The organism is Methylobacterium sp. J-072 (assembly GCF_022829425.1).
Taxonomy (GTDB): Bacteria; Pseudomonadota; Alphaproteobacteria; order Rhizobiales; family Beijerinckiaceae; genus Methylobacterium.
Map to the genome: position 1 here is coordinate 34,903 of NZ_JAKSYK010000192.1, position 20,156 is coordinate 55,058.

General features: G+C 69.4%; 18 protein-coding genes. 11 read left to right on the forward strand and 7 right to left on the reverse strand.

The genetic code is table 11. From position 1 onward, the window contains the following. Nucleotides 1-227: 227 nt before the first annotated feature. The 3 genes from MKK67_RS23940 to MKK67_RS23950 form a co-directional block, all read right to left on the reverse strand. Entirely contained in the window at nt 228-1,358 is a 1,131-nt protein-coding gene (locus MKK67_RS23940) for an FAD-dependent oxidoreductase (protein ID WP_243970193.1), read from the reverse strand. 353 nt (nt 1,359-1,711) lie between these two features. Continuing rightward, nucleotides 1,712-3,424, reverse strand: a complete 1,713-nt coding sequence (rpsA, locus tag MKK67_RS23945) for a 30S ribosomal protein S1 (RefSeq protein ID WP_147853718.1) — start codon at nt 3,422-3,424, stop codon at nt 1,712-1,714. Nucleotides 3,425-4,096: 672 nt separating this feature from the next. Then, complete coding sequence (locus MKK67_RS23950) at nt 4,097-4,945, reverse strand: transglutaminase-like domain-containing protein (protein WP_243970195.1); 849 nt, start codon at nt 4,943-4,945, stop codon at nt 4,097-4,099. A gap of 319 nt (nt 4,946-5,264) precedes the next feature. On the opposite strand from MKK67_RS23950, the gene serA reads away from it, so the two are divergent. Further along, nucleotides 5,265-6,515, forward strand: coding sequence for a phosphoglycerate dehydrogenase (gene serA / locus MKK67_RS23955; protein ID WP_243970197.1), 1,251 nt, complete (start codon nt 5,265-5,267; stop codon nt 6,513-6,515). Nucleotides 6,516-6,651: 136 nt separating this feature from the next. After that, nucleotides 6,652-7,128, forward strand: coding sequence for a hypothetical protein (locus MKK67_RS23960; protein ID WP_243970199.1), 477 nt, complete (start codon nt 6,652-6,654; stop codon nt 7,126-7,128). Between the two features lie 108 nt (nt 7,129-7,236). Here the strand turns inward: MKK67_RS23960 and MKK67_RS23965 are convergent, their stop codons facing one another. Continuing rightward, the gene (locus MKK67_RS23965) at nt 7,237-7,497 is read right to left on the reverse strand and encodes a hypothetical protein (protein WP_243970201.1); all 261 of its coding nucleotides are present in this window, start codon (nt 7,495-7,497) and stop codon (nt 7,237-7,239) included. Between the two features lie 220 nt (nt 7,498-7,717). Between MKK67_RS23965 and MKK67_RS23970 the strand changes: the two genes are divergently transcribed. Next, nucleotides 7,718-7,933 carry a hypothetical protein gene (locus MKK67_RS23970; RefSeq protein ID WP_092042182.1) on the forward strand — a complete coding sequence of 72 codons (216 nt, stop codon included), beginning with the start codon at nt 7,718-7,720 and terminating at the stop codon, nt 7,931-7,933. Between the two features lie 438 nt (nt 7,934-8,371). Here the strand turns inward: MKK67_RS23970 and MKK67_RS23975 are convergent, their stop codons facing one another. The 3 genes from MKK67_RS23975 to MKK67_RS23985 form a co-directional block, all read right to left on the reverse strand. Further along, nucleotides 8,372-8,704 (reverse strand): hypothetical protein, encoded by a 333-nt coding sequence (locus tag MKK67_RS23975; protein ID WP_243970203.1) that lies wholly within the window; start codon nt 8,702-8,704, stop codon nt 8,372-8,374. A 415-nt stretch (nt 8,705-9,119) separates the two neighbouring features. Then, complete coding sequence (locus tag MKK67_RS23980; RefSeq protein ID WP_243970205.1) at nt 9,120-9,698, reverse strand: NADPH-dependent FMN reductase; 579 nt, start codon at nt 9,696-9,698, stop codon at nt 9,120-9,122. 21 nt (nt 9,699-9,719) lie between these two features. Beyond that, entirely contained in the window at nt 9,720-10,325 is a 606-nt protein-coding gene (locus MKK67_RS23985; RefSeq protein WP_243970207.1) for a cell wall anchor protein, read from the reverse strand. A gap of 892 nt (nt 10,326-11,217) precedes the next feature. On the opposite strand from MKK67_RS23985, the gene MKK67_RS23990 reads away from it, so the two are divergent. The 8 genes from MKK67_RS23990 to MKK67_RS24025 all read left to right on the forward strand — a co-directional run bounded on the left by MKK67_RS23990 (nt 11,218) and on the right by MKK67_RS24025 (nt 20,153). Then, nucleotides 11,218-11,307, forward strand: a complete 90-nt coding sequence (locus MKK67_RS23990) for a K(+)-transporting ATPase subunit F (protein ID WP_007559906.1) — start codon at nt 11,218-11,220, stop codon at nt 11,305-11,307. A 22-nt stretch (nt 11,308-11,329) separates the two neighbouring features. After that, entirely contained in the window at nt 11,330-13,045 is a 1,716-nt protein-coding gene (kdpA, locus tag MKK67_RS23995; protein ID WP_243970209.1) for a potassium-transporting ATPase subunit KdpA, read from the forward strand. A gap of 1 nt (nt 13,046) precedes the next feature. Next, nucleotides 13,047-13,244, forward strand: a complete 198-nt coding sequence (locus tag MKK67_RS24000) for a hypothetical protein (RefSeq protein WP_243970211.1) — start codon at nt 13,047-13,049, stop codon at nt 13,242-13,244. 50 nt (nt 13,245-13,294) lie between these two features. Next, nucleotides 13,295-15,385 carry a potassium-transporting ATPase subunit KdpB gene (gene kdpB / locus MKK67_RS24005; RefSeq protein ID WP_243970213.1) on the forward strand — a complete coding sequence of 697 codons (2,091 nt, stop codon included), beginning with the start codon at nt 13,295-13,297 and terminating at the stop codon, nt 15,383-15,385. Nucleotides 15,386-15,407: 22 nt separating this feature from the next. Beyond that, the gene (locus MKK67_RS24010) at nt 15,408-16,013 is read left to right on the forward strand and encodes a K(+)-transporting ATPase subunit C (protein ID WP_243970215.1); all 606 of its coding nucleotides are present in this window, start codon (nt 15,408-15,410) and stop codon (nt 16,011-16,013) included. A 184-nt stretch (nt 16,014-16,197) separates the two neighbouring features. Beyond that, the gene (locus tag MKK67_RS24015; RefSeq protein WP_243970217.1) at nt 16,198-16,581 is read left to right on the forward strand and encodes a nuclear transport factor 2 family protein; all 384 of its coding nucleotides are present in this window, start codon (nt 16,198-16,200) and stop codon (nt 16,579-16,581) included. Between the two features lie 135 nt (nt 16,582-16,716). Next, nucleotides 16,717-19,434 (forward strand): sensor histidine kinase, encoded by a 2,718-nt coding sequence (locus MKK67_RS24020; RefSeq protein ID WP_243970218.1) that lies wholly within the window; start codon nt 16,717-16,719, stop codon nt 19,432-19,434. Beyond that, nucleotides 19,431-20,153, forward strand: coding sequence for a response regulator (locus MKK67_RS24025; protein WP_243970220.1), 723 nt, complete (start codon nt 19,431-19,433; stop codon nt 20,151-20,153). Before MKK67_RS24020 ends, MKK67_RS24025 begins: the two co-directional genes overlap by 4 nt. The last annotated feature ends 3 nt before the right edge of the window (nt 20,154-20,156 follow it).

Sequence of the window (20,156 nt, forward strand, 5' to 3'; positions counted from 1 at the left end):
CCTCGCGCGGCCGGAGCCGCCCGAGGCCGGTGTTCTAGAGCATTTTCCGCGGGCCTGGATATGGGCCGCGCGAAGAAAATGCGGCGCCCCCGGGCGGACCCTCCAGCCGGACGGTCTCCGAGCGCTCCGTGCGGTGACGATCCGGCCAGCTCGGAAGGATGGGCCTCTCGGATGGCGGTGGTCCCGATCGGTCCCGTCCCGGTCGCTGGCTGCCGCACCAGAGACGCTTATGAAGCGCCCGGCGCGAACAGGGCGACAACACTGTGGGGCGTGTCATTGCCGAAGAACCGCGCAAGATTCGCCGCGGCGAGGGTGGCGGCTTCGGTGCTGCGGGGAAACAGGTCTCGCTCGTAGGTGGTGAGCGCGGCGTCGCTGTCCTCGGGGGTCGCGATCAGCGCCCTGGCGAGTGCTACGCCGTCGGTCAGGGCGAGATTTGCCCCCTCACCCGAGAACGGCGACATGAGGTGTGCGGCATCGCCGAGAAGCGTGACGCCGGGGAGGTGCTCCCAGCGATGATCGACCGGCAGCGCGTGGATGAGCCGCAGGATCGGATCCGTGTCGCTGTGCCCGACGAGGGCGGTGAGGTGCGGCGCCCATCCCGCGAACGGCTCCGCGATGCGGGCGAGAGTCCCGCGCGCGTCCCGGACATCGAAAGCGGCGAACCAGTCTGCCGGCTTCCGCAAGGCCGCGTAGACATGGAGCGTGCCATCGGCATACCGGTGCGCGAGAATGCCTCTGCCCGGGGCAAGGGCCATCAGCGTGCCGCTGCCGATCGCATCCGCGCTGTCACTGTGTCGCGCTACCCCGTCGTACAGGCTCGTCTCGACGAACGCGATGCCGGTATAGTCAGGCCGCGCCTCCGAAAGGAGCGGGCGGACCTTCGACCATGCGCCGTCCGCACCCACCAGCAGGTCGGACGCGACGGTCGCGCCGTTTGCGAAGGCAATCACCTGTCGTCCCTCGGCGCGGGCGGTGACGGAAACCACCCTGCGATCCCATTTGATCGTTCCGGGCGGCAGCGAAGCGATCAGCATCCGTCGAAGGTCACCGCGATCGATCTCCGGGCGGCTGCCCAGAAGATTACCGGGGCTGTCGAACAGGACAGCGCCATCCGCGCCAACGATGCGCTTCGCGTCCTCTCCGGGGCGGATGAGGCCGAGGAAGCTGTCGAACAGCCCGGCGGCTTTTAGCGCGGCCTGGCCGGTGTGTTCATGAAGGTCGAGCAGACCGCCCTGGGCCCGCGCCTCCGCGGACGGTTCGGCTTCGTAGATCGTGGCCGCGATACCGTGGAGATGGAGAATACGAGCCAGCACGAGACCGCCGAGGCCCGCGCCGATGATGGCAATCGTCTGTCGCATGGGTGCGCTCCTGCGACCGCAGATTCACAGCGCCTGACATCGTCAGGCTGCTCTTCCGGAGACGCTGGCCGAACCGCATGGGTCCTGCAGTCGGCGTGTGCGCGACGACCCGAAACCGAGCCGTCGTTTTTCGCGACAATATTCAGATTACATCGCCGGCCAAGGTCGGACAACCAGCTTCGATCCGCTCAAGGCCGAGCTTTGCCCGCGTCGCCTTCGCGGGGCCCGGGACGATGCGGTTCGCTTCGCCGAGGCACAAAGAAAAACCCGCGCGGGACAGGTGTCCCGCGCGGGCTTTTTGGGATCGATACGAAGCCGCCGCCCGGCCGAACCGGGCGGCGAAACCGTCGGTCTCACTCGTCGTCGGTGCGGGCCTTCTTGAAGGCGGCGCCGAGGATGTCGCCGAGCGAGGCGCCGGAATCGGCGGAGCCGAACTGGGCCATCGCCTCCTTCTCCTCGGCCACTTCCAGGGCCTTGATCGAGACCTGGACGCGGTGGGCCTTGCGGTCGAACTGCACGACCCGGGCATCGAACTTCTCGCCGGCGGCGAAACGCTCGGGGCGCTGGTCGCCGCGGTCGCGGGCGAGTTCGGCGCGGCGGACGAAGGTGGTCATGTCGGTGTCGACGATCTTCACCTCGACGCCCGAATCCTTCACCTCGACGACTTCGCAGGTGACGATCTGACCCTTCTTGATCTCGCCGGCCTCGGCGAAGGGGTCACCGCCGAGCTGCTTCACGCCCAGCGAGATCCGCTCCTTCTCGACGTCGACGTCGAGAACCTGGGCGCGGACCATGTCGCCCTTCTTGAACTCCTCGATGACCTGCTCGCCGGGACGGTTCCAGTCGAGATCCGACAGGTGGACCATGCCGTCGACATCGCCCTCGAGGCCGATGAACAGGCCGAACTCGGTCTTGTTCTTGACCTCGCCCTCGACCTCGGAGCCGACCGGGTGCTTCTCGGAGAAGGCCTCCCAGGGGTTCTGCAGGGTCTGCTTGAGGCCGAGCGAGATGCGGCGCTTGACCGGATCGACCTCCAGGATCTGAACCTCGACCTCCTGGGAGGTGGAGACGATCTTGCCCGGATGGACGTTCTTCTTGGTCCAGCTCATCTCGGAGACGTGGATCAGGCCCTCGATCCCCGGCTCCAGCTCCACGAAGGCGCCGTAATCGGTGATGTTGGTCACGCGGCCCTTGAGCTTGGCGCCCTCCGGGTAGCGGGCGGCGATGCCCTCCCACGGATCGGCGAGCAGCTGCTTGATGCCGAGCGAGATGCGGTGCGTCTCGTGGTTGATCTTGATGATCTTGACCTTGACCGTCTGGCCGATGGTCACAACCTCAGACGGATGGTTCACGCGGCGCCACGCCATGTCGGTGACGTGCAGCAGGCCGTCGATGCCGCCGAGATCGACGAAGGCGCCGTACTCGGTGATGTTCTTGACGACGCCGTCGATGACCTGACCTTCCTCAAGGTTGGCCACCAGCTCCGAGCGCTGCTCGGCGCGGCTCTCTTCGAGCACGGTGCGGCGCGACACGACGATGTTGCCGCGGCGGCGATCCATCTTGAGGATCTGGAACGGCTGCGGGGTGCCGAGCAGCGGGGTGACGTCGCGGACCGGGCGGATATCGACCTGCGAGCGCGGCAGGAACGCCACGGCGCCGTCGAGGTCGACGGTGTAGCCGCCCTTGACCTGGTTGAAGATCGTGCCGGTGACGCGGTCGTTGTTCTCGAACGACTTCTCGAGCTTGACCCAGCTCTCCTCGCGGCGTGCCTTGTCGCGCGAGATGACGGCTTCGCCCAGCGCGTTCTCGATCCGGTCGACGTAGACCTCGACCTCGTCGCCGACCTTCAGCTCGCCTTCGCGGCCCGGGCCGGTGAATTCCTTGAGTGCGACACGGCCTTCCGTCTTGGCGCCAATGTCGATGACGGCCACGTCCTTCTCGATCGCGACGACGCGACCCTTGACGACGGACCCTTCGGTGATCTCGTGCTCGAGGAAGCTTTCCTCGAGGAGGGCGGCGAAATCATCGCGGCTCGGGCCACGCCCCAGAGCGGTACCTGCGGTCATTCTCTCTCCTGAACGGCCTCCAGCGGAGGCCCGTTGCGTCGGCGGCTCGCGTTGCACGCACCCCCGGTTCGCCGCGGCCGCTCCCGAAAATCTTGGGGGAGAGGCGACCGGTCCCGCGGGATCCGGCTTGCCGACGCGTCGATACGGATGACGAGGGCGATCCAGCCGGCGACGCGGCGGGCACACGAAATCGAGCGCGCGCGAGCGGAGTCCGGGAGGACGCGCGCTCCATACAGCATCGGCTTAACGACTTCAACCGAGGGCGTTTCTCGGCGCAGGGCGGGACTTGGGGGGCGTGATGTCAGGACGGGACGGCTTGGCGGGCTGCCGATACGGTTTTCGACCGGGCGCTCCGCGTTGCCTCGGCTCCCGTGTTGACGCCAACGGATTTGCTCCGATGCCGAATGCGGCGCGGGTCCCCTCGCCCCGCTTGCGGGGAGAGGCCCACACGGACCTCGTCGTCCGTGTGGGAAGCGCAGGCGAAGCCGGAGTGGCGGTGAGGGGGCTTGAACGGATGAGGCTCGTCCTGACTCGCCCCCTCACCCTCGGCTGCCGCCTCGCCGCGCCGACGACAAGGTCGTCGCGGCCCTCTCCCCGCAAGCGGGGCGAGGGGATCACAGGGCGAAGCGACGGCGCTCAAGACAGTTAGGAAGCCCCCACCCTGCTGCCCGATCAGGCGGCCCGCGCCAGGACGGCCTGCTCGTCACCGACTTCGTCGGTGTGCACGTCGAACTGCACCAGATAAGCAGTCCCGAAACTGGTGGTCAGCGCGCAATCCGTGGCGTCGCGCCCGCGGGCCATGACGATCCGGGCGATCCGCGGCTGGTTGTGCCGGGCGTCGAACGTGTACCAGCGCCCGCCCTCGGGGCCTTCCAGGTAGACCTCGAACCAGGCCGAAAAATCCATCGGTGCCGGGTCCTTCGGCACGCCGATGTCGCCGAGATAGCCGGTGGCGTAGCGGGCCGGGATGTTCATGCAGCGGCACAGGGTGATCGCGAGATGGGCGAAATCTCGGCAGACGCCGACCTGCTGGGTGTAACCGTCGAAGGCCGTGCGGGTGGCGTCGGCCTGCTGGTAGTCGAACCGGAGGCGGTTGTGGGCGAAGTCGACGATCGCTTGAACCCGCGCCCAGCCCTCCAGCGTGGAGCCGAACAGCGACCAGGCGATGCCCGACAGCTTGTCGGTGTCGCAGTAGCGCGAGCCGAGCAGGTACATCAGCACGTCGTCCGGCAGGTCTTGAACCGGGATCTGGCGCGCCTCGGGCGCCTGTACGTCCGGCAGGCCGCTATCCGCGATGGTGAAGTCGGCCGCCATGGTGATCCGGCCGCCGGGGGCGACGATGCGGGTGCAGACATTGCCGAAGGCGTCGACATGCTGGCGCGCCGCAACCGGCGGGTCGAAGGTGATCACCTCCGGGGTGACGAGGTCGCTCCGGCGCTCGGGGCGCACGTTGAGGAGCAGGTTCATCGGCGTCGGGCCGAGCGTGTCGAAGGCGATGGTGAAGCCGGTGCGGACGTGCATTGGGAGAAACCGTGGACGAAGCCAGCACGGAGCGGTGCTGTCGGGTGGCGCATATAGTAATGGAGGCTAAAAGACTCAGGTCGGCCAGTGGTTCCGATTTGTGTATCAGTCGTCGAACCTCCCGGTGCTCGAATTTTCGGCACCCCTAGCCTCCAGCGTGATCGCGCCGCCGGTCGTGCGCGTCTGCCGTGCAGCCCTGCCGTGCCCGGCGCCATGTTGCATCGCACAGGGCAGCCTCGTATCGCTGCCGCCGAACAGACCCGCGGAACGGCCCGGCATTGCTGCGCGAGACCGTCCCGCCGCCGGACGAACGCGACCCATGACCCTCGACAAGCTTTCCCTGCCCAAGGACAAGATCCGGGTCCTGCTGCTCGAAGGCATCAGCGACAGCGCCGTCGCGCTGATGCAGGCCGCCGGCTACACCAACCTGACCCGGCTGCCGAAGGCCCTCGACCGCGACGCCCTGCACGAGGCGCTCCAGGGCGTGCACATGCTCGGCATCCGCTCGCGCACCCAGCTCGACGCGGCGGCCTTCGAGGCGGCGGACCGGCTGCTCGCGGTGGGCTGTTTTTCGGTCGGTACCAATCAGGTCGATCTGGAGGCGGCGCGCCATCGCGGCATCCCGGTGTTCAACGCGCCGTTCTCCAACACCCGCTCGGTGGCGGAGCTGACCATCGGCGAGATCGTGATGCTGCTGCGCCGGATCGTGCCGCGCTCGGTCGGCGCTCATGCCGGCCACTGGGACAAGTCGGCGGCGGGTTCCCTGGAGGTCCGCGGCAAGACGCTCGGCATCGTCGGCTACGGCAATATCGGCACGCAGCTCTCGACGCTCGCCGAGGCGATGGGCATGCGGGTGCTGTTCTACGACCACACCGACAAGCTGCGCCACGGCAACACCGAGCCGACCAAGACCCTGCACGATCTGCTCGGCCAGTGCGACGTGATCTCGCTCCACGTCCCCGAGACGGAGGCCACCGCCAACATGATTGGCGAGGCCGAGATCCGGGCGATGAAGCCCGGCGCCTTCCTGATCAACAACGCCCGCGGCACGGTGGTCGACCTCGACGCCCTCGCGGCTTCCCTGCGCGACGGCCATCTCAAGGGCGCGGCCATCGACGTGTTCCCGGTGGAGCCCGGCTCCAACGCCGAGCCGTTCGTCAGCCCACTCCAGGGCATCGAGAACGTGATCCTCACGCCGCATATCGGCGGCTCGACTGAAGAGGCCCAGGAGCGGATCGGCGCCGAGGTCGCCCGCAAGCTGGTCGACTATTCCGATATCGGCTCGACGGTGGGCGCGGTGAATTTTCCGCAGGTGCAATTGCCGGCGCGGCCGACGGGCACGCGCTTCATCCACGTCCAGCGCAACCTGCCGGGCATGCTCGGGCGGCTCAACGACGTGTTCTCCCGCGGCCACGTCAACATCGCCGCGCAGTTCTACCAGACCGATGGCGAGGTCGGGTACGTGGTGCTGGAGACCGACGCCACCGACGCGGATGCCGAGGCGCTGCTCACCGAGATCCGCGCCATCCCGGGCACGATCCGGGCGCGCCTGCTCTACGAGCGCCGCTGAGCCGGGGCGATTTCGCCGTGGTCGCATCGAACGCGGGCTCTGTTGCCGCGTTCGCCTTGCGCGGCGGCGCCGGGCGCTGTTCAAGTCATGCCCGGCCGCTTTACTGATGGATCGGCCGATCGGCGGAGGATGTGCGGTGACGAAGCGTATTGGATGCGGATTGGCCGGCCTCGTGCTCGGTCTGGCCGGGACGATCTCGGTCGTCTCCGATGCGTCCGCGGATTGCCTGCGCCGGATCTACAACCGCTCGACCTACGTGCTGGTCGCGCGCCAGGACGGCGGGCCGCCCGCGACCCTGCTGCCGGGCCAGTCCCTGCCGGTGCGGCTGTCGCGGCCGGGCCAGATCGCCATCTCGGCCTATTGCGGGCTTCCGGAGGCCGGTGGCAGCCCGGTCACGCAGGCGAGCTTCGATTACGAGGCCGTGCTCGACCGTTGCTTCGTCCGGTTCGGGAGCGACGAGTTCTTTGCGTCCCAGCTTGGCCGAGGCTTCTTCGGCACGCAGGAGACCGCACCGTTCACGGTCAACAATCCGAAACAGGGCGATATCGTGCTGGGCCCCTCGTCCCTGCCCGCCTGCCCGGTGCCGGGCGCGGTGCTCAGCCGGCGCGGCTGAGCGAGCATCGTCCCGAAAGCCGGAAACCGCCTTTCGGGCTGATGCTCTAGGTCTCTGGCTCGCATCATCTTTTTCTGAAAGCCGGAAACCACCTTTCGGGATGATGCTCTAGAGAAAATGCCGGAAGACGACCCGCCGGTCCTCGGGGGCGCCGGGCGGAGGTGACGCCGCCGGCGCCAGGAACGGGCTGGCGAGGCGCAGCGCGATCAGGCTGAGGGCCGCGAGCGCCGGGGCGACGTATCGGAACGGGCGAGCGAACATGAGCGCCTCCGTCGCGGCGTAGCCGACCCAGGCGATGACCTGCGTGCAGACCTGCAGCGTGAGCAGAACATCGCATTGCTGCGCGGGATGCGGCGTGTCGAAGCGCACATGGGTAACGTTAAGCCGGCTTACCGATGCCGGCGGATCTCGGGGCGCACATGCCTGACGATCCGATCCACCCGCGGGTTACGGACCTCCGATTGCGTCCGCGGCGTCGCTAGCGCCCGCAGGTGCACGCTCCTATGGTGGCCCTCTGCGGGAGTTTCGCCGCGCACGCCGCGACTTTGCTCCCCTGCGCCGAACCAACAGCGTGAACGAGGACGCGCGTATGCTGACCCAGACTGGCAACTCGATCCTGCGGGGGGATCTCGGCGTCGAGGAGACCATCGAATCCGACAACATCGTCCGGTGGGATGGCGATCGGCTCTATGTCGAGCAGGACGTGTTCCACAACGGCCAGCTCGTGCACCGCAAGTACCGGCGCACGGTGACCGAGCCCGTGGCCCAGGCGCTCTGGGCGATCATCAACCGCGCCAAGCAGTGAGTTTTGGCGGGTCGGGTTTCGCGCGGAACGCCGCCCTACACGCTACTCGATGAGCGCCGCAGGTTCAGGTCGAGGGACTTTTCCAGAATGCGACGGGCCCCCTCTTCCTAGTGGGGCCCGTGGCTTTACCCCTTCGCCGGATGCGGCGCGGGTCCCCTCTCCCGTGCGGGAGAGGGACAGGGTGAGGGATGCGAGTTTTCCGGAAAGACCTGGTCCCTCACCCCAACCCTCTCCCGCACGGGAGAGGGGGCGCGTTGGGGCTGGCAAAAACCGATCCATCAATCACTGAGGCCGCCAGGGCGACCGGCCCGCGCCGTCTGCCCGTGGTTGCGTGATCGGCCGCGGCGGCAGCCCGTGCTGCCCATAGACTCGCGGCGCCATGCACCAGCGCCTCAGATCGCAAGTACCGGCCCGCAACGGGAGCCGGCCCTACTGGTCCTACGCCGCCACTGCGTTCAGGGGCGCGGCGGCCGAGAGCTGCTCGGTCTGAAGCGCGTCGAGGCGGCTATGGGCGTTGTCGAAGGCGCTCCGGAGCGTCGCGCTCGCGTCTTCCACAGCGACCAGCACCGCCAGCTTCTGGCTCGTGGCGCGATCGGCGATGCTGCGGGCGGCGGAGAGCAGGGACTGCTCCAGGCTCTGGAACTCGGCCGCGGCTTCCTTACCCGTCTCCCGGGTGGCCGCCGCCAAGCGCTCCAGCGCCGCCTCGAGGGCATGACGCAGGACAAGCGTGCGCACGCGCTCCTGAAGGAGCGCCCTCTCGTCGAGTTTCATCAGATTGGGTCCGCGACTGGGAACGCGGGCAAGATCTCACACTTCCCCGGACCCCGCAGCCACCTTTTTGCAACAGCGCAATACTGTTTCTCGATCCGCGGGGTGTTGCGCCAGGATCTGGATGGTTGCTGAACTTTGGGATGAACTGCCGTTTGTCCGACGAATTACAAGAGTTAAGGCGTTGTTTGCCCTGTTGACGGGTCTTTCGACTTCAATCCCGTGGGCATCGATGCGCGTTTCGAGCCGCGGATTCAAATGGAAGGTGGATATTCGTGACCTGTCACAACCGCGCGAGGGCGGTGTCGACCGGATTGCAGGAGGCCGCCATCGCACGATCCCTGAACGTGGCGGACCCGTGGATCGCTTCGCTGCGCGCGATGACGGTCGTGGTTGGGACGGATCCGTCGAAGAGCCGTCAGTACGGCGTCCCGGTCTGCCGCTGCGCGCGCAGGGCCTCGGCGTACCAGGTCAGCTCGTCGAGAAACTTGGCGGTCGCCGTCTCGATCCAGGCCTCCGTGGAGGTGCCATCCGCGTCCAGCACCTTTTGAAGGCGCGGGATCGGCAGGAGCGAGGGGATGCTGGGCATGCCGAGTTCGGCGAGCATCGCCCGGAGGGGCATCGCCGCGCGGACCCCGCCGAACTGACCGGCCGAGTAGCAGCAGATCGCCGAGGGGCGCCAGTAATACTCTTCGAGGAAGTGGTCGAGGGTGTTCGACAAGGCCGGCGGGACGCCGTGATTGTACTCGGCCGAGACCACCAGGAAGGCATCGGCGCCGCGGTAGAGTTTGGCGAGCCGCTCCAGCGGCTCCGGGGCGGTACCGGCCGGGTATTCCTTGTACATGCGGTCGAGGAGCGGAAGGCCGAGCTCGGCGGGATCGACCAGCGGGGCGACATGGCCGCGCGCCTCGAGCCGGGCGATCAGGAACCGCGCCGCCCGGAGGCCGATGCGGTCCGCGCGGACGCTGCCGAGGATGACCGGGACGGTGAGAGGCATGGCGATCTCCGATCAGCGCGATCAGGTCTTCGAGGTGGTCGTGAGCGCGGTGGCGGCCAGCCCCACCGGTCCGGTGGTCGCGTAGGCGGCGATCGCCTTCGTGACCTGCTGAAGCAACGATTGCAGGCCGTCCTCGATCCCGCTGAACGGGTTCGCGTCGCCGGTCGCGGTGCCGGAGGACGCCGCTGCGGCCGTGCTGTCGCCGGCGGTCGGGTTCGCGCCCGTGGCGTTCGCGGCATCGGTCGCCACCGGACGGGCGTGATGGCCGTGATGATGATGGACCGGCGCGGGATTCTGCGAGTCCTGGCCGTCCTCCGCGCCGGGATCGGCGGTGGCTTGTTCGGTGACGCTCGACGCGCTGCCGGGCGGCGCGAACCCGCCCTGGGCGGTGATCTGGCTGTAATCGGACTGCACCTGCAGCAGCGAGGCCATCAGATCGCTCGACAGGGCCGGGCCGGAGGCGGTGCTGCCGGAGGTCGTGGTCGCGCCCGACGACGGGCTTGCCCCCTGGCCGGCGACCGCGAAGGCGCTCGCATCGGTCTGCTGCGCCGACGCCGCCCGCGTCTGCCGCAGGGCGCTGATGAGGTCCCTCTGAAGACTGCTGCTCGTGACCGAACCGACCGACATGATACGCCCTCGCGAAGTCCTTCGGTGAGAGCAGGCACGGCGCGTTCCAGAATTTTGTCTTTGATTTCAAGGGCCGGGGCGGCGATCGGGCCGGCAGGATCGGCCGCGCGGCAAATTTTGCCGGTGTTGGGGCGGTGTCTTGGCGTTCACGACCGGTTAGCGGCGCATCCCCTTCTCCTTGCGGGCTCGCGGCTTCGCAGAACGCGGGCCGGATAATTCTCGGCTGCAGGAGAAGTCGCTCCGAGGCGGACACGCGCCCTCCCCCCCCCCCCCCCCCCCCCGGGGCGGGGGGCCCCCCAGGGGGGGTCGGGGGCCCCCCCCCCCCCCCCTCCGCGGGGGGGGGTGGCCCCCGGAGGGGGTCGGGAGCCCCCCCCCCCCCCCCTCTGCGGGGGAGGGTGGCCCCCGAAGGGGGTCGGGAGAGGGGAGCGACGGCGCAGAACAGGGCTTTGCCCGTCATGCAGGTCGCGCCTTGTCCTGAACCCGGGTTCCCCTCTCCCGACCCGGCCTAACGGCCGGCCCACCCTCCCCCGCAGAGGGGGGAGGGAGGCGCGCTTGTGGTTGGCCTTGGTCCTCATCCGGGAGCGATGTGTGACCCGATTGTCCGCACGGGAAGCAGGCCCCTCGCGGCCTGCTGGCTCGGTGCGGGCACGGCCTTACCCCGGCCGATCCTCATGCGATCCTTATAAGTTCGCCCGCTTCTCCGTCTCGCACCCTAACGCGGTTCAAGCCCACAATCCGGGTCGGCCGGGATCGGTCGCGGCACGGCCGCGCCGCCCGCAGAACCGACGCGGATTCATCATGCTCGATCTCATCTTCATCGCCGCGGGGCTGGCCTTCTTCGCCCTGAGCGAGGGCTACGCCCTGCTCTGCGACCGCTTCTGAGGTGGCCGCCATGAGCCTCGACCTCACCCTCGGCGCCCTCACGACCCTCGGGCTGCTCGGCTACCTCACCTACGCCCTCGTCCGCCCCGAGCGGTTCTGAGCGGCTCGGACGGATACTTCCCATGACCCTCAACGGCTGGATGCAGATCGCGCTGTACTGCGCGGTCGTCTTGGCGCTGGTGAAGCCCCTCGGGCTTTACATGACGCGCGTCTTCAACGGCGAGCGCACCTGGCTCTCGCCGATCCTGGCGCCGGTGGAGCGCGGCTTCTACCGCGCCGCCGGCATCGACCCACGGCAGGAGCAGCACTGGCTCGCCTATGCCGGCGGCGTGATCCTGTTCCACCTGCTCGGCTTCGCCCTGCTTTACGCGATCCTGCGGCTGCAGGCGCTCCTGCCGCTGAACCCGGCCGAGCAAGCCGCTGTGGCGCCGGACCTCGCCTTCAACACGGCGACGAGCTTCGTCACCAACACCAACTGGCAATCCTACGGCGGCGAGACCACGCTCTCGTATCTCGCCCAGATGCTCGGGCTGACGCACCAGAACTTCCTGTCGGCTGCCACCGGCATCGCCGTGGCCGTGGCGCTGATCCGCGGCTTCGCGCGGGCCTCCTCCGGCACGATCGGCTCGTTCTGGGTCGATGTCACCCGGGCCACCCTCTACGTGCTGGTGCCGCTCTGCATCCCCTACGCTCTGTTCCTGGTCTGGCAGGGCGTGCCGCAGACGCTCGGCGCCTCGATCGACGCGACCACCCTGGAGGGGGCCAAGCAGAGTATCGCGATCGGCCCGGTGGCGAGCCAGGTGGCGATCAAGATGCTCGGCACCAATGGCGGCGGCTTCTTCAACGCCAACGCCGCGCACCCGTTCGAGAACCCGACGGCGCTGTCGAACTTCGTCCAGATGGTCTCGATCTTCGCGATCGGCGCCGCGCTCACCAACGTGTTCGGCCGCATGGTCGGGGACGAGCGCCAGGGCTGGGCGATCCTCGGCGCCATGGGGATCCTGTTCCTGGCGGGCGTCTTCATCACCTACTGGGCCGAGGCGCAGGGCAGTTCCGTGCTCAACGGCCTCGGATTCGCCGGCGGCAATCTCGAAGGCAAGGAGATCCGCTTCGGGATCAGTGCCTCGGCCCTGTTCGCGGTCGTCACGACTGCGGCCTCCTGCGGCGCGGTCAACGCCATGCACGACAGCTTCACGGCGCTCGGCGGCATGATCCCGCTGATCAACATGCAGCTCGGCGAGATCGTCATCGGCGGCGTCGGGGCCGGCCTCTACGGCATGCTGGTCTTCGTGATCGTGGCGATCTTCGTGGCCGGCCTGATGGTCGGGCGCACCCCCGAATACCTCGGCAAGAAGATCGAGGCGCGGGAGGTGAAGATGGCGATGCTCGGCATCCTGTGCCTGCCGCTGATGATGCTCGGCGGAACCGCGCTGGCCACCGTGCTGCCGGCAGGCCTCGCCGGGCCGGCCAATGCCGGGCCGCACGGCTTCACCGAGATCCTCTACGCCTACACCTCGGCGGCGGCCAACAACGGCTCGGCCTTCGGCGGGCTCACGGCCAACACCCTGTTCTACAACAGCACGCTGGGCCTCGCGATGCTGGTCGGCCGGTTCTTCGTGAAGATCCCGGTGCTCGCCATCGCGGGTTCGCTCGCCGCCAAGAAGACCCTGCCGGCCTCGGCCGGCACCTTCCCGACCCATGGCGGGCTGTTCATCGGGCTCTTGGTCGGCGTGATCCTGATCGTCGGCGGGCTGACCTTCTTCCCGTCCCTAGCGCTGGGGCCGGTGGTCGAGCACCTCGCCGGCGCCGCCGGCCAGACCTTCGCGACAGGAGGCTGAGATGCCGCGCACCCTGCCGACCCGGCGGATGCCGCGCCATCACCTGATGCTGCACCGGGCGCCACCGCCCCGGCACCGGGCCGGCGCGCCGCCGCCGCGGACCTCCGATCTCGTTCTGGCGCTGCTCGGCGTCCTGCTGCTCGCGTCCCTGGCGCTGATGGCGGCTTGGGCGCTCACCGCTGGCACCTCGGCCCCCTGACATCCCGAGGCGCGCCCGCGCCTCCCCGCCCCGCTTCGGACACCCGCTCCATGTCCCGTCAGACCGCTTCCCTGTTCAGCCTCGCCCTCGTCGGACCGGCCCTCGTCGGCTCCGTGAAAAAACTCGATCCGCGCGCGATGATCCGCAGCCCGGTCCTGTTCGTGGTCGAGGTCGTGGCCGCGCTCACCACCGTGCTGTTCCTCCGCGACGTCGCCACCGGCGCCGGCGACCTGCTGTTCTCCGGCCAGATCATCCTGTGGCTGTGGTTCACCCTGGTCTTCGCCAACTTCGCCGAGGCCCTGGCCGAGGGCCGCGGCAAGGCCCAGGCCGACAGCCTGCGGCGCACCCGCACCGAGACGATGGCCAAGCGCCTCACCGGCCCGGGCGAGCGCTACGAGACCGTCCCGGGCACCAGCCTCAAGGTCGGCGACGTGGTGCTGGTCGAAGCCGGCGACCTGATCCCCTCCGACGGCGAGGTCATCCAGGGCGTCGCCTCGGTCAACGAGGCGGCAATCACCGGCGAATCCGCCCCCGTGATCCGCGAATCCGGCGGCGACCGCTCGGCGGTGACCGGCGGCACGCAGGTGCTCTCCGATCAGATCCGGGTGCGGATCACCGCGGCCGCCGGCTCGACCTTCGTCGACCGGATGATCGCCCTGGTCGAGGGCGCGTCCCGGCAGAAGACCCCGAACGAGATCGCCCTCAACATCCTGCTCGCCGGGCTGACCCTGGTCTTCGTGTTCGCGGTGGCCTCGATCCCGAGCTTCGCGTCCTATGCCGGCGGCGCGATCCCGCTGATCGTGCTGGTCGCGCTGTTCGTCACCCTGATCCCGACGACGATCGGCGCCCTGCTCTCGGCCATCGGCATCGCCGGCATGGACCGGCTGGTGCGCTTCAACGTGCTCGCCTTGTCGGGCCGGGCGGTCGAGGCGGCGGGCGACGTCGATACGCTGCTCCTGGACAAGACAGGCACGATCACCCTGGGCAACCGCCAGGCTACGGAGTTCCGGCCGGTCGCCGAGGTGAGTGCGGCCGATCTCGCCGACGCGGCCCAGCTCGCCTCGCTCGCCGACGAGACGCCGGAGGGCCGCTCGATCGTGGTGCTTGCCAAGGAGGCCTACGGCATCCGGGCCCGGGACATGGCGGGCCTCAATGCCAGCTTCGTGCCGTTCACCGCCCAGTCGCGCATGAGCGGCGTCGATCTCGACGGCGTCTCGATCCGCAAGGGCGCGGTCGAGGCGGTGATCGCCTCGGTCTCTGTGCAGCCGATGGCAAGCCGGGGCTCGAACGCGGCGCTGGCCTACCAGCCGGAGGCGGAGCCCGACTCCGTCGCCGAGATCCGCGCCATCGCCGAGACGATCGCCAAGGCCGGCGGCACGCCGCTGGCGGTGGCCCGGGACGGCCGGCTGCTCGGTGTCGTCTACCTGAAAGACATCGTGAAGGGCGGCATCCGCGAGCGCTTCGCGGAGCTGCGCCGGATGGGCATCCGCACGGTGATGATCACCGGCGACAACCCGATGACCGCCGCCGCCATCGCCGCGGAGGCCGGCGTCGACGACTTCCTCGCCCAGGCCACCCCGGAGGACAAGCTGGCGCTGATCCGCGCCGAGCAGGCCCAGGGCAAGCTCGTCGCCATGTGCGGCGACGGCACCAACGACGCCCCGGCGCTGGCCCAGGCCGATGTCGGCGTCGCGATGAACACCGGCACGGTGGCGGCCCGCGAGGCCGGCAACATGGTCGATCTCGATTCCGACCCGACCAAGCTCATCGAGATCGTCGGCATCGGCAAGCAATTGCTGATGACCCGGGGGGCGCTGACCACCTTCTCCATCGCCAACGACGTGGCGAAGTACTTTGCGATCATCCCGGCGATGTTCCTTGGGCTCTACCCGCAGCTCCAGACGCTCAACGTCATGGGCCTCGCGTCGCCGCAGAGCGCGATTCTGTCGGCGATCATCTTCAACGCCCTGATCATCGTGGCGCTGATCCCGCTGGCCCTGCGGGGCGTGACCTACCGCGCCGTGGGCGCCGCCGCGCTGCTGCGCCGGAACCTGCTGATCTACGGGCTCGGCGGCGTCCTGGTGCCGTTCGCCGGCATCAAGGCCATCGACCTCGCCGTCAACGCCCTGCACCTCGTCTGAACCGACCCGCAAGAGACCCGCCATGCTCAGCCAGCTTCGCCCCGCCCTGGTCCTGCTCACCGTCCTGACGGCGATCACCGGCCTCGCCTACCCGCTCGCCGTGACCGGCCTCGCCGGCCTGATCTTCCCGGCGCGTGCCGCCGGCAGCCTGATCGAGCGCGACGGCCATGTCGTCGGCTCAAGCCTGATCGGCCAGAACTTCACCGGCGCCACCTACTTCCATGGCCGGCCCTCGGCCACGAGCGCCGCCGACCCGACCGACCCGTCGAAGACCGTGCCGGCGCCCTACAACGCGTCCAATTCCGCGGGCTCCAATCTCGGCCCGACCAGCGCCGCGCTGGCCGAGCGGGTCAGGGGCGACCGCGACGCGCTGCAGGCGGAGAATCCCGGCCACCCGGTCCCGGTGGACCTCGTCACCACCAGCGGGTCGGGCCTCGATCCGGACATCTCGCCCGACGCCGCCCTGTTCCAGGTGCCCCGGGTCGCCAAGGCCCGCAACCTGCCCGAGGATCGGGTTCGCCGGCTCGTCGCCGAGCAGACCGAGGGCCGCACGCTCGGGCTGCTCGGCGAGACGCGGGTCAACGTGCTGGCGTTGAACCTTGCGCTGGATGGTCTGGGTGCGCGTTGAGGGACCATCATGGGCGGCTCTTCCACGCCAAGACAGATCCATCGGTTGGGCCGCTTGGTATTTGCAGGCTGCCCACGATGGTATGTTGATCGGCGGACCGCCGACCCAGGGCCTTTGCCGATCGCCACGCGTTCGCTTGCGCCGATCCGGGATCCGCTTCGGTCACGCAGACGCGAGAGACGTCATGAGCGACCTTGTGCAAAGAAAGGCGGATGTGATCGCCTTCTATGAGCTGATGTTCAACGCGTGTCAGCCGCGCGAGGCAATCGAGCGTTATGCGGGTGCTGCGTACATCCAGCACAATCCGCATGTGGCGACCGGGAAAGACGGGTTCATTGCGTATTTCGAACGCATGGCGCGGGAATGGCCGGGTAAGCGCGTCGCGATCAAGCGCGCCATCGCCGAGGGTGACTTCGTCGTCCTGCACTGCCATCAGCACTGGCCGGGCGGCGATGACTACGCGACCATGGATCTCTTCCGGCTCGATGATGACGGAAAGATCGTCGAGCATTGGGACGTCCTGCAAGTCCTGCCGGAGACCTCCGCCAACCCGAATGGCATGTTTTGACCGGGAGGCGCGTCCGTCCAGCCCGCGATCCGCATCGCGCAAAAGGTTGACGCGTGCGAGAATGACGGGTCCGCCATACGGCCGGATGCGGACCTCGCGATTGCCAAGCTGACCGCGGTCACCCCCGAAAAAACCATGTCCGAGACCGGCCGCGATCCGACCCGCCCCACCCCCGAGGCGCTGCTCGAAGCGGCCCGCCGGGACTCGCGCACCCGCGGCCGGCTGAAGGTGTTTCTGGGCGCCGCCCCCGGGGTCGGCAAGACCTACGAGATGCTCACCATCGGCCGAGCCAGGGCCAGGGCCGGCATCGACGTGGTGGCCGGCATCGTCGAGACTCACGGCCGGGCCGAGACCGAGGCCCTGCTCGACGGTTTCACGGTCATTCCGCGCCGCGCCGTGCCCTATCACGGCACCACGCTCGACGAGATGGATCTCGACGCCCTCCTGGCCCGCAGGCCGGCGCTGGCGCTCGTCGACGAACTCGCCCACACCAACGCGCCGGGCTCGCGCCACCCGAAGCGCTACCAGGATGTCGAGGAGCTGCTCGATGCCGGCATCGACGTCTACACGACGCTCAACATCCAGCATGTCGAGAGCCTCAACGACGTGGTCGCGCAGATCACCCGCATCCGCGTCCGCGAGACCGTGCCGGACGGCATCCTGGACCGGGCGGACGATATCGAGGTGGTCGACCTCAACCCGGACGACCTGATCCAGCGCCTGAAGGACGGCAAGGTCTACGTCCCGACCAACGCCGAGCGCGCCCTGAAACACTACTTTTCCCGCGGCAACCTCACGGCCCTGCGCGAGCTCGCCCTGCGCCGCACCGCCGACCGGGTCGACGACGAGCTGCTCAGCCACATGCAGGCCAATGCCATCGCGGGGCCCTGGAGCGCCGGCGAGCGGGTACTGGTCTGCATCAGCGCGGATCCGCGCTCGGCCGGCCTCGTGCGCTACGCCAAGCGCGTCGCCGACCGGCTGCACGCCCCCTGGACGGCGCTGTTCATCGAGGCGCCACGCGCGGGCAGCCGCAGCGAGGCGGAGCGCGACCGGATCGCCGAGACCCTGCGGCTCGCCGACCGGCTCGGGGGCGACGCCGTCACCCTGCCCGGCGGCCGGCGCGTCGCCGACGACATCCTGGCCTATGCCCGCTCGGCCAACGTCAACCACATCGTGGTCGGCAAGGCGGCGCGCTCCTGGCTGTTCGAGCTGGTGAACGGCTCGGTGGTCCACGACCTCGTGCGCCGCAGCGGCAATATCAGCGTCCACGTGGTGCCGGGCGAGGCCGTGCCGGCGGAGGCTCCGTCGCGCCGGCCGGTGGCCACCGCCGCCCCGGCCGCGACTGTCGCCCCAGGCCCCTACCTGATGGCGCTGCTGGCGACCGCGGCGGCGCTCGGCGCGGCGCTGCTGCTCCAGCCCTATACCGGCCTCGAGAATGCCGACCTGATGCTGCTGACCGGCGTGGTCGCGGTGGCGGTGCGCTGGGGCCTCGGGCCGTCGCTTGCGGCGGTGGTGTCGGCCTCGCTCGCCTACAACTTCTTCTTCCTGCCGCCGGTCTACACCTTCACCATCGCCGACCCGACCAACGTCGCGGCCTTCCTGCTGTTCACCCTGGTCGCCGTGCTGGTCTCGAACCTCGCCGCCCGCGCCCGCCGGATCGCCATGGTGAGCCAGGGGCGGGCCAAGTCCACCGAGCGGCTGTTCGGGTTCTCGCGCAAGCTCGCGGGCTGCGGCACCCTCGACGACGTGCTCTGGGCGACCTGCGCGCAGGTGGCCGCCATGCTGAGGGTCCGGGTGGTCCTGCTGCTGCCGGACGGCAAGGCCGTTACCGTGCGGGCCGGCTACCCGCCGGAGGACAGGCTGGACGCCGCCGATCTCGCGGCGGCCCAATGGGCCTTCGACAACGACCGCCCGGCCGGGCGCGGCGCCGACACGTTGCCGGGCGCCAAGCGGCTGTTCCTGCCGATGCGGACCGGCCGCGGCACGATCGGGGTGATCGGTCTCGACGCGGACGGCGCCGGGCCGATCCTGACCCCCGAGGGACGGCGCCTGCTCGACGCGCTCGCCGATATGGGCGCGCTGGCCATCGAGCGGGTGCGGCTGGTGGAGGATCTCGACCGGGCCGAGCGCGCCGCCGAGACCGACCGCCTGCGCCAGGCCCTCCTGACCTCGATCAGCCACGACCTGCGGACCCCCCTGGCCTCGGTGCTCGGGGCGGCCAGCACCCTGCGCGACCTTGACGCCGACCTGCCTCCCGAGGCGAAGGCCGACCTGTTGGCGACGATCATCGCCGAATCCGAGCGGCTGAACCGCTTCATCGCCAACCTGCTCGACATGACCCGCCTGGAAGCCGGCGCCGTCGCCCCGAACCTCGCACCGCAGGACGTCGCCGAGACCGTCGACACCGCGCTACGCCGGGTCGAGGCGGTGCTCTCCGACCATCGCGTCGCGGTCGATCTGGCCCCCGACCTGCCGGTGCTCCGGCTCGACCCAGTCCTGTTCGAGCAGGTGCTGGTCAACCTGCTCGACAACGCCGCCAAATACGCCCCGGCGGGCTCGACGGTCACGGTCCGGGCCCTCCGGGAGGGCGGCCGGGTGCGCCTCGACATCCTGGATGAGGGCGACGGCCTGCCGGAGACGGACGTCGAGCGGGTGTTCGACAAGTTCTACCGGGTGCGCAAGAGCGACCGGGTCCGGGCCGGCACCGGGCTGGGGCTCGCCATCGCCCGCGGCTTCATCGAGGCCATGGGCGGCACCGTCACCGCCGCCAACCGGCGCGACCGCAGCGGCGCCGTCTTCACCGTGACGCTGCCGGTTCCGGCCCGGACCGCGCCGAAGGACATCGCCGCATGAGCCCGACCATCCTGGTCATCGACGACGAGCCGCCGATCCGGAAGCTGCTGCGCACGGGGCTCTCCACGCAGGGCTACGCCATCCTGGAGGCGCCCAACGCCGCCGCCGCCCTGGAGGTGCTGGGCCGCGACCGAGTCGATCTCGTCATCCTAGATCTCGGCCTGCCGGACATGCGCGGCCACGACCTGCTGCGCACGATCCGGGCGCGCCATCCGGAGCTGCCCGTGGTGGTGCTGTCGAGCCGCACCGACGAGGGCGGCAAGGTCGAGGCGCTGGATCTCGGCGCCGACGATTACGTCACCAAGCCCTTCGGCATGGCCGAGCTGCTCGCCCGCCTGCGCGCCGCCCTGCGCCACCAACTCGCCGTCCAGGGCGAGCGCCCGATCTTTCGGGTCGACCGGCTCTCAATCGACCTGGTCCGGCGCATCGTGAAGGTCGACGAGGCCGAGGTGAAATTGACCCCACGGGAATACGATTTCCTGCGCGTGCTGGTGATGCATGCCGGCAAGGTGCTGACCCACGCGCAGCTTATGCAGGCGGTCTCGGTCTCCTCCGATCCGCAATACCTGCGGGTCTACATGCGCCAGCTCCGGCAGAAGCTGGAGGCCGACCCCGAGCGCCCGCGCCTCCTCCTCACCGAGACCGGCGTCGGCTACCGCCTGCGCGCCCCCGACGACGAGCCGACGCTCAGGCCGCCCGTTGGGGAAAGCGGGCGCTGAGGC